This is a genomic window from Streptomyces bohaiensis (assembly GCF_012033785.1).
In the GTDB taxonomy this organism is placed as follows: domain Bacteria; phylum Actinomycetota; class Actinomycetes; order Streptomycetales; family Streptomycetaceae; genus Streptomyces; species Streptomyces bohaiensis.
The window spans coordinates 1-8,804 of the sequence record NZ_JAAVJC010000196.1; the positions used below are offsets into that span (position 1 = coordinate 1).

At 75.2% G+C, this 8,804-nt stretch carries 10 protein-coding genes and 1 pseudogene; 8 read left to right on the forward strand and 3 right to left on the reverse strand.

Translation table 11 applies throughout. The features are described from left to right. Positions 1 to 19 precede the first annotated feature (19 nt). Together HCN52_RS18110 and HCN52_RS18115 are read right to left on the reverse strand one after the other, a co-directional pair. Positions 20 to 682, reverse strand: a complete 663-nt coding sequence (locus HCN52_RS18110; RefSeq protein ID WP_168089501.1) for an HAD family hydrolase — start codon at positions 680 to 682, stop codon at positions 20 to 22. Between the two features lie 144 nt (positions 683 to 826). Then, positions 827 to 1,801, reverse strand: coding sequence for an LLM class F420-dependent oxidoreductase (locus HCN52_RS18115; protein ID WP_168089502.1), 975 nt, complete (start codon positions 1,799 to 1,801; stop codon positions 827 to 829). A gap of 211 nt (positions 1,802 to 2,012) precedes the next feature. Between HCN52_RS18115 and HCN52_RS18120 the strand changes: the two genes are divergently transcribed. From HCN52_RS18120 to HCN52_RS18140, 5 genes are all read left to right on the forward strand, one after another. Continuing rightward, positions 2,013 to 2,336 carry a plasmid stabilization protein gene (locus HCN52_RS18120; protein ID WP_168089503.1) on the forward strand — a complete coding sequence of 108 codons (324 nt, stop codon included), beginning with the start codon at positions 2,013 to 2,015 and terminating at the stop codon, positions 2,334 to 2,336. Positions 2,337 to 2,464: 128 nt separating this feature from the next. Further along, positions 2,465 to 3,088: an HhH-GPD-type base excision DNA repair protein gene (locus HCN52_RS18125; RefSeq protein ID WP_168089504.1), complete on the forward strand. Its 624-nt coding sequence runs from the start codon at positions 2,465 to 2,467 to the stop codon at positions 3,086 to 3,088. A 255-nt stretch (positions 3,089 to 3,343) separates the two neighbouring features. After that, complete coding sequence (locus HCN52_RS18130; protein WP_312876762.1) at positions 3,344 to 5,146, forward strand: M28 family metallopeptidase; 1,803 nt, start codon at positions 3,344 to 3,346, stop codon at positions 5,144 to 5,146. Positions 5,147 to 5,425: 279 nt separating this feature from the next. Then, positions 5,426 to 5,722 carry a type II toxin-antitoxin system VapB family antitoxin gene (locus tag HCN52_RS18135; RefSeq protein ID WP_167968558.1) on the forward strand — a complete coding sequence of 99 codons (297 nt, stop codon included), beginning with the start codon at positions 5,426 to 5,428 and terminating at the stop codon, positions 5,720 to 5,722. A gap of 506 nt (positions 5,723 to 6,228) precedes the next feature. Continuing rightward, the gene (locus HCN52_RS18140; protein WP_168089505.1) at positions 6,229 to 6,927 is read left to right on the forward strand and encodes a LytR C-terminal domain-containing protein; all 699 of its coding nucleotides are present in this window, start codon (positions 6,229 to 6,231) and stop codon (positions 6,925 to 6,927) included. 136 nt (positions 6,928 to 7,063) lie between these two features. On the opposite strand, the gene upp is transcribed toward HCN52_RS18140, so the two are convergent. Beyond that, positions 7,064 to 7,696 (reverse strand): uracil phosphoribosyltransferase, encoded by a 633-nt coding sequence (upp, locus tag HCN52_RS18145; RefSeq protein ID WP_167968560.1) that lies wholly within the window; start codon positions 7,694 to 7,696, stop codon positions 7,064 to 7,066. A 128-nt stretch (positions 7,697 to 7,824) separates the two neighbouring features. On the opposite strand from upp, the gene HCN52_RS18150 reads away from it, so the two are divergent. The 3 genes and pseudogenes from HCN52_RS18150 to HCN52_RS24875 all read left to right on the forward strand — a co-directional run. Next, positions 7,825 to 7,995: a hypothetical protein gene (locus tag HCN52_RS18150; protein ID WP_168089506.1), complete on the forward strand. Its 171-nt coding sequence runs from the start codon at positions 7,825 to 7,827 to the stop codon at positions 7,993 to 7,995. Between the two features lie 76 nt (positions 7,996 to 8,071). Continuing rightward, positions 8,072 to 8,608 carry a tRNA adenosine deaminase-associated protein gene (locus HCN52_RS18155; RefSeq protein WP_168089508.1) on the forward strand — a complete coding sequence of 179 codons (537 nt, stop codon included), beginning with the start codon at positions 8,072 to 8,074 and terminating at the stop codon, positions 8,606 to 8,608. Then, positions 8,605 to 8,804: pseudogene (locus HCN52_RS24875) on the forward strand (LPXTG cell wall anchor domain-containing protein); the annotation flags it as partial. The gene HCN52_RS18155 and the pseudogene HCN52_RS24875, both read left to right, overlap by 4 nt.

Below are 8,804 nucleotides of genomic sequence, written 5' to 3' on the forward strand. Positions count from 1 at the left end.
GCGCCGCGCCGCCGGCCGGTCAGCGACCGAACGGGCTGACCGACAGGGCGTCGAGCAGCGCCGCCGGGTCCGCGTGGACCTCCGCCGCTCCCGCCGCCCACAGCTCCTCGGCCGCGAGCCCCCCGCAGGTCACCCCGACCGGCGTGGCACCGGCGCGGGACGCCGCCCGCATGTCCCACACCGAGTCACCGACGAAGACGGTCTGCTCCGGGGGCACGTCGCCCGCGAGGGACCGGGCGTGGTGCACCGGCTCCGGCGCGGGCTTGCCCTCGCTCACGTCGTCCGCCGACGCGGTGCCGGCGATGACGTCGTCCGCGTCGATCGCCCGGCGCAGCGCCTGGAGCTCCTCACCGTCGGCCGAGGTGGCGAGCACGACCCGCCAGCCGCGGTCCGCGACGGCGCGCAGCAGATCGGCGGCGCCGGGCAGCGGACGCAGCCGCTCGAAGTGGGTGGCGTAGAGCGTCTTGTGGGCGGCCCGCAACGTGTCGGCGAGGTCGGGGTCGTGCTCCTCGCCGAGCAACCGGGCGAGCAGGTCGTGACCGGGCAGGCCCAGCGCCCGGTGGACGTCCCGGCCCGTGACGGGGTGCCCCGTCTGCCGGAACGCCTCCGTCCACGCGGCGGTGTGCAGGTAGTTGCTGTCGACCAGGGTGCCGTCCACGTCGAAGACTGCGGCGCGGGTCATGGAATCCTCCTTGGGCCCGGCGTCGGCCGGGCCTGGGGTCGCGGGTCGGGTCCGGGGCGCCTGCCCGGCGACGCGCCACGGCAACAGTGGTGGCGGCGACGGATCGGCGGGCCGGGGGGCGGGCTCGGTACCCGCGGCCGCCGCTCATCGGGCCCGCAGCGCGGGGAGCAGGGTGTCGCGCGCCCAGTCGAGGAACGCGAACTGGTGGTCGCCCCCGACCTGCACGAGGGCGATCTCGGTGAATCCGGCGTCCGCGAACCGCTGGACGGCGCGCACGAACTCCGCCGGGTCGTCACCGCAGGGGATGGTCCCCGCGACCTGCTCGGGCCCGGTGTTGGCGGTGGCGGCGGCGAAGCCCGTCGGGCCGCGCAGTTCCGCGTTGACGGTCCAGGGGTTGAGGGCCCAGCGGAACTGCTCATGGGCGCGCGCGACGGCCGCGTCGCGGTCCGGGTCGTAGCAGACGGGCAGCTGGCCCACGCGTGGTTTGCCGCCGCCCCCGTGCCGGTCGAAGGCGTCGAGGAGTTCGGAGCGGGGCTCGGTGGCGATCACGAGATCGGCCTGTTCCCCGGCGAGCCGGCAGGAGAGCGGCCCGGAGACGGCGATCCCGATCGGCGGCGGCTCGTCGGGCAGGTCCCACAGCCGGGCGTTCTCGACGTCGTAGTGCTCGCCGTGGTGGGTGACGTCGCCCCCGGCGAAGAGGGCGCGGATGATGTCGACCGCCTCGGAGAGCATGGCGAGGCGCGTCGCGGGCGCGGGCCAGCCGGTACCGACGACGTGTTCGTTGAGGTTCTCGCCGGACCCCAGCCCGAGCCGGAACCGGCCCTCGGACAGCAGCTGCATCGTCGCGGCCTTCTGGGCCACGACGGCGGGGTGGTAGCGGACCGTCGGGCAGGTCACGTAGGTCATCAGCGGAATGGTCGAGGTGGCCTGCGCGGCGGCGCCCAGCACGCTCCACGCGTAGGGCGAGTGGCCCTGCTCCGCGAGCCACGGGAAGTAGTGGTCGGAGGTGACGGAGAAGTCGAACCCGGCACGTTCGGCGGCCACCACGTGGTCGACGAGGTCCCGGGGGCCCGCCTGCTCGGTCATCATCGTGTATCCGAATCGCACACTCTGGGGCATACCAGACATGGTGCTGCGGTCGGCAGGCCTCCCGCAGCCCGGTGCACCCGGTCGGGCGGTGGTCCGGCCGGCGGAGGCGGCGGGTGGGAGCCCGGACCCGACCCGCCGCCTCCCGCCGTTTCGGGGCCGAACGGCGCCGCCGACGTGCCGTCCGCGCCGCGCGGTGTGACCGTCGGAGGTGCACGCGAACGTCCACCCGAGGGAGACCCCCATGCCCAGCGGTTCCTCGCCCAAGCGGGAGCGCCAGTACGAGCACATCAAGGAGAGCGCCGAGAAGCGCGGCACCCCCGAGGGCCGCGCCGAGGAGATCGCGGCGCGGACCGTCAACAAGGAGCGGGCGCAGGCCGGGGAGAGCCGGACGGCGAGCCGCACCTCCACCCAGGACATGTCGGCCTCGCGGCGCGGCGGAAAGCGCTCCCACAGCGGTCCGGGCGGACGCACCTACGACCAGCTCTACGCCGAGGCGCAGCGCAAGGGGGTCAAGGGGCGTTCCTCGATGCGCAAGGCCGAGCTGGAACGCGCGCTGAAACGCTGACGCCCGGCGCGCACCGGCCGCACGCGCGCCGCACCGCTGCGGTCCCGCCGCGCGAGGGCCCGCCGCGCGAGGGCCCGCCGCACGCGGGCCCGCGTGCGGCGGGCGGGGCCCGGGGACATCATGGGGCCATGAACCGGACCGTGCGCATCGCCCAGGACCCCGACGCCGACGCGCTGCTCGGCCGCAGCCCGCTGGCGGCCATGGTCGGCATGCTGCTCGACCAGCAGGTGCCGATGGAATGGGCCTTCACCGGTCCGCACACCCTGCTGGAGCGGCTCGGCGGTGACGACCTGGACGCCGGCCGCATCGCGGCGATGGACCCGGAGGAGTTCGCCGACCTGTGCGCGCGAAAACCGGCGATCCACCGCTACCCGGGGTCGATGGCCAAGCGGGTGCAGCAGCTCTGCCACCACCTGGTCGAGCACTACGACGGCGACGCCGCCGAGGTGTGGCGGACGGCCGAGAGCGGCGAGGAGCTGCTCTCCCGGCTGCGGGAGCTGCCCGGCTACGGCGAGCAGAAGGCACGCATCTTCGTCGCGCTCCTCGGCAAGCAGCTCGGCGTCCGGCCGACCGGGTGGCGGGAGGCCGCCGGGGACTACGGCAAGGACGGCGCGTACCTCTCGGCCGCCGACATCACGGGGCCGAGGACACTGGCCCGGGTCCGCGAGCACAAGCAGGAGATGAAGCGGGCCGCCAAGGAGGCGAAGGCCACGGGGGGAGGCGGCGGGAAGCGCGCCCCCCGCACCCGCTGACCCGCCGCTCAGCCCACCGGCCCCGCTGCCTCCCGCTCACCCGCCGACGGGCGAGAGCGGGACCTGGTCCGCACCGGTCCGCACGCCACCGATCGGGGGAGGCCGTGCCCGCTACCGATCGGGTGATCACACCGCCACTCTCGGGCGTGGCGTTGCGCCATCCGGTGCCAGGGGGCGCGTCACCCACTCCGCACGCCCCCTGACCGGGGATAGCTTCCGCAGTCATCACCGACCGCACCGGAAGGATCCCGCACCGTGAGAGGACCGCGACGCCCCCTGGGCCGCCGGCGCGGCGCGCTCGGCGCACTGCTCGCCACCGCGCTCGCCACGCCCCTGCTGCTGACCACCCCGGCCGCCTCCGCGCCGCCCGCCCCCGTGGACGACGGGACCACCCACGCGGCCGCCCTCCCGGCGCTCCCCGGCATCACCGGCGCCGGCCCCGGCCCCACCGGTCCTGTCGGCCCGGTCCGCGACGCGGCGGGCCTCGCCGACCACCGGCCCGACTCGGCGGCCGAGATCGCCCGGCAGGTGCGGGGCGAGCACCTCGCCGAGCGCCTGGTCGACCGCGCCACCGGCGAGGGCGCCATGCGGCACCTGGAGGAACTCCAGCGGATCGCCGAGAAGCACGACGGCAACCGGGCCGCCGGAACCGCCGGGTACGACGCGGCGGCGCGCTACGTCGGGGAACTCCTCGACGAGGCGGGGTACGAGGTCACCTACCAGGAGTTCGTCTTCTCCTACCGCGAGGCGCTCACCGAGCGGCTCGCGGTGCGGACCCCCGAGGACCGCGACATCGACGTGCGGGCGATGTCCTACACCGCCTCCTCCCCCGAGGGCGGCACCACCGCGGAACTGACCGAGGTACGCGCCGGCGGCGCCGGGGAGCCCGCCGGCCCGCGGCGCACCGGCATCACCGGCATCACCGAGGACGTGGCGGCCGCCGGCGGCGCGGGGTGTGCCGCCGGCGACTTCGGCCCGGAGGCCGAGGGACGGATCGCCCTCATCGAGCGGGGCCTGTGCACCTTCGCCGAGAAGCAGGCCAACGCGGCCGACGCGGGCGCGGTCGGCGTCCTGATCTACGACAACGAGGACAGCGCCGGGCCGCTCGGCGGCACCCTCGGCGATCCCGCCGCCGGCCGGCTGCCCACCGGCGGCATCTCCCGCGCCGACGGCCGCGCCCTCTCCGAGGCGCTGGACGCCGGCGAGACCGTCACCGTCGACCTGGAGCTCCGGGAGCTGGCGGAGGACCGCACGACCCTCAACGTCATCGCCGAGACGCCCGGCGGCGACCCCGACACCGTCGTCATGGCCGGCGCCCACCTCGACTCCGTCCTCGACGGCAGCGGGATGAACGACAACGCCTCCGGCACCGCCGGGGTGCTGGAGACCGCCCTGCGGTTCGCCGAGTCCGCCCGGGTCGACAGCCGCGAACCCGACCACGGCAACACCGTCCGGTTCGCGTTCTGGGGTGCGGAGGAGTTCGGGCTGCTCGGGGCGGAGCACTACGTCGCCGGGCTGGACCAGGCCGAGCGGGACCGCATCGACCTCTACCTCAACTTCGACATGATCGCCTCGCCCAACTACGGGCTGTTCGTCTACGACGGCGACGGCTCCGAGGGGATCTCCGCCCCCGGCCCCGACGGCTCCGCGCAGATCGAACGCGCCATCACCGCGTTCCTCGACGACCGGGGCGCACAGCCGCGGCCGACCGTCTTCAACGGGCGCAGCGACTACGGGCCGTTCATCGACGCCGGCATCCCGGCGGGCGGGACGTTCACCGGTGCCGAGGGGGTCAAGACCGAGGAGCAGGCGGAGCTGTGGGGCGGCGAGGCCGGCGCCCCCTACGACCCCTGCTACCACCGCGCCTGCGACGACCTCGACAACATCAGCCCCGAGGCGCTGGACATCAACACCCGGGTCATCGCCCACCTCGTCGGCGGCTACGCCTGGGACACCGGCTCGCTGTCCGAAACGGTCCCGGAGGCGCGCCCCGCCCGCTCCGCCACCGTCGACCAGGGCGGCCCCCACACGTGGGCCGCCCACCGACTGGACCGCTGACCGGGCCGGGCGCGGGCGGAGACCGCCGTGACACGAGCGGCGGGTGGGACGGACGGGGCCGTCCCACCCGCCGCTACGGCGCCTTCGGGACCGGGCGGTGCGCCCACCGGCGGCCGTACGACGCGCCGCCCCGCCGGCAGGTCCGGCCCGCCATGGCGCGCCGCCCGCGTCTTCCCGCCATCATCCGACCCCGACACCACCCGTTATGACGCGATACGCACTGTTCACAGCGGCGTTACGAGGCTGCGCCACACGGGTGCCTGCCGGTAGGCTCTCCCTGTGATCTTCAAGCGCATCGGTGAGGGGCGGCCCTACCCCGACCACGGCCGGGACAGCACCCGGCAGTGGGCGGACGTCGCGCCCCGGCCCGTGCGGCTGGACCAGCTCGTCACCACCAAGGGCCAGTTGGACCTGGAGACGCTGCTCGCCGAGGACTCCACCTTCTACGGCGACCTGTTCGCGCACGTCGTGAAGTGGCGTGGCGACCTCTACCTGGAGGACGGCCTGCACCGGGCGGTGCGAGCCGCGCTCCAGCAGCGCCAGGTTCTGCACGCCCGGGTGCTCGAGCTCGGCTGACGGCAGCGAGCCGCCTCCCCACCGCACTCCGCCCCGTACCGCCCCCGCCGACCGGTGGGGGCCGCTCCGGTTGCCGCGGCGCCGAGGTGTCCTCTCGCCGCTCCCGCCCCGCACCGTCCGCCGGACCGCTCGCGGGGCCGTCCGCGGGGCTCCTGCGGTGGTCCGTGCCCGGCCCCGTCGCCCCGGCCCACCGTCCTGCCGTCCTGCCGCCCTGCCGCCCTGCCGCCCTGCCGCCCTGCCGTCCTGCCGTCCTGCCGTTCCGGCAACGGCCGGCGGCCGTCGGTCCCCCGGCGTGCGGTCAGCGGTGACGGGCGCTGTCCGCCGTTCGGGCGCCCCGCTCGCGCGCCGCACCGAAACCTTCGAACGGCGTAGCTGCGCCGAACGGGTCGCGGCCCCGCCCGGGCGGGGCGAACGGCGCGTCGGGCACCCGATACGCTGATCATCTGGTACGCACAACCACCCACCCTGGATACGCTGCCGCTATGAGCATGCTCACACCCCCTGGAATGAGCGGTAAGCACTACCGCGTGACGGGGGACCGCTACCCACGGATGCGCCGGACCCGCCGCCGCGGCCGCCTCGCCGCCGGACTGGTCGCGTCACTCGCGGTCCTCGCACTGCTGGGCTACGGCACCACGCAGCTCGTCGACGTCTTCACCGGACAGACCGAACCGGCCGCGCAGGCCGCCCCGGTCGCGGAACCCGAGTGCGAGGTGGAGGAGGTCGAACGGCCGCCGCTCCCCGCCCCCTCGGCGATCACCGTCAACGTCTACAACGCGACCGACCGCACCGGCCTCGCCCGCGACACCGCGGACGCCCTCGCCGAACGCGGCTTCCTCATCGGCGAGGTGGACAACGCCCCCGAGGAACTGGTCGACACCGTCCCCGCCGGCGGCCTGCTGCGCGGCGCGGACGAGACCGAGGCGAGCGGCGCCCTCCAGGTCCTCGGCAGCCACGTCGGCGACGACGGCGCCGAGACCGGCACCGTGGAGCGCGACGGCGGCGAACTCGACCTCATCCTCGGCGAGGAGTCGGGCGACCTGCTCGACGAGCCGCAGGTCGCCCTGGTGCTGGAGCAGCTGACCGCGACGCCGGAGGACCCCTGCGCGGAGGGCTTCTCCGCCGCCGCGGACACCGGAGCGGACGCCGCGGACCGCACCGGTCGCACCGCGCCGCGCGCCGAGGCCGCCGTCGACCGGGGCTGACAACGGCGCGCGGCGGCAGGGCGGACGCGGACCCGCCCCCATCCGCAGCAGCACGTGACGGGCCCGGCCGCCCCTGAGGGGTGGCCGGGCCCGGCATCGGTCCGGGCGCGGCCGGCTAGCGGCGCCCGGCCGCCGCTCAGACGGTGCCGTACATCCGGTCCCCGGCGTCGCCGAGGCCGGGAACGATGAACCCCTGCTCGTTGAGCCGCTCGTCCACCGAGGCGGTCACCACGGTCACCGGCGCACCGGCCAGCTCCCGCTCCATGACCTCCACACCCTCCGGCGCCGCCAGCAGGCAGAGCGCCGTCACGTCGTCGGCGCCCCGCGCCACCAGCTCCCGGACCGCGGCGACCAGCGTGCCGCCGGTGGCCAGCATCGGGTCCAGCACGTAGACCTGACGCCCGGAGAGGTCCTCCGGCATCCGGTTGGCGTAGGTGGACGCCTCCAGCGTCTCCTCGTCGCGGATCATCCCCAGGAACCCGACCTCGGCCGTCGGCAGCAGCCGGACCATGCCGTCCAGCATGCCCAGCCCGGCCCGGATGATCGGCACGACCAGCGGGCGGGGGTGCGACAGCCGGACACCGGTCGTCCCGGTGACCGGGGTCCGGATGTCCACCTGCTCCGTCCGCACGTCCCGCGTCGCCTCGTAGGCGAGCAGGGTCACCAGCTCGTCGGCCAGCCGCCGGAAGGTCGGGGAGTCGGTGCGCTCGTCGCGCAGCGTTGTGAGCTTGTGGGCCACCAGCGGGTGGTCGACGACGTGAATCCGCATGGACACGACCCTAACGAACAGCTGTACCCGGCCACACCCGGCCGCGGATCGGCCGTCACCCGATCCGCCAACTGGACTGCGTCGGGCTGTGGGGGGAGAGTGGAGGACTGATGACTGGGAGGTGAGGGATGCCGATACCCGGCTACCCCGAGGACCCCGATCCGGTGCACCGGCGCCGCCGCGCCGAATTCCTCCGTGATCTCCAGGAAGCCAAGGCGCTGCGCGACCGCGTGCAGCCCCGGCGCGCCCGCACGGCCCGAATGCGCCGTCAGCAGCGAATGCGGACATTCCGCTGGTGAAGTGCTGAGTTACCCGACAGATCCCCGCTTTTCTGCCACGATGCCCACAGGCATGCCGAACGTGGGGAGAGCCGAGGTGTACTTCACCGCACTGCTCGCCAGAACCGAGAACGGTTGGGAAGCGAGCGACCGAGAACTGGACGACGTCGAGACCCTGGACGAGCTGGCCGACCTGGCCCGCGAGACCGGGAGCGACGAGGAACCCGTCCTCGTCTGCATCGAACAGGAAGGCGCGTGGTTCGGAATCGTCCGCGTGGACGGTGAGGACGACCCGCGCGTCTTCGTCTCCGACGCCGCACGCGCCGTGCGCAGCGCGTACGGCGAGATTCTGCTGAGCGACGAGCTCCTGGGGCGCGAGCCCGAGGACCCGTACGCGCTCGACAACCTGGTGGACCTCGACGGCACCGAGGACGGCACCGACGCCCTCACCGAGCCCGGCAAGGACACCGACGACGCGACCGAGGCCGTGCCCCAGGGACCGGTGGGCGACCCCGGCCTGATGGCCGACTTCGGTGTGGACAGCGCCGCCGTGCTCAGCCTCACCCCGGACAACGCCCTCGCGGAGATCGCCGACGCCCTGGGCTGCGGCGACGTCCTGGAGGCGGTGCGGTGACCCCCTCGCCCCGGCCGGTCGGCACCTCGGGGGACGCACCCTCCGGCCGGGGCGACGGACCGCCCGCACACGCCGAAACCACCGGCCGCCCCGCACCGCGCGACCCGTCCGGGCACCAGGACTCCCCCGCGGCCGCGCCGTCCCCCGCCGGCGCCGCGGGCGACGGCTCCCCGGGCGACGCCTCCCGGGCCGGCGA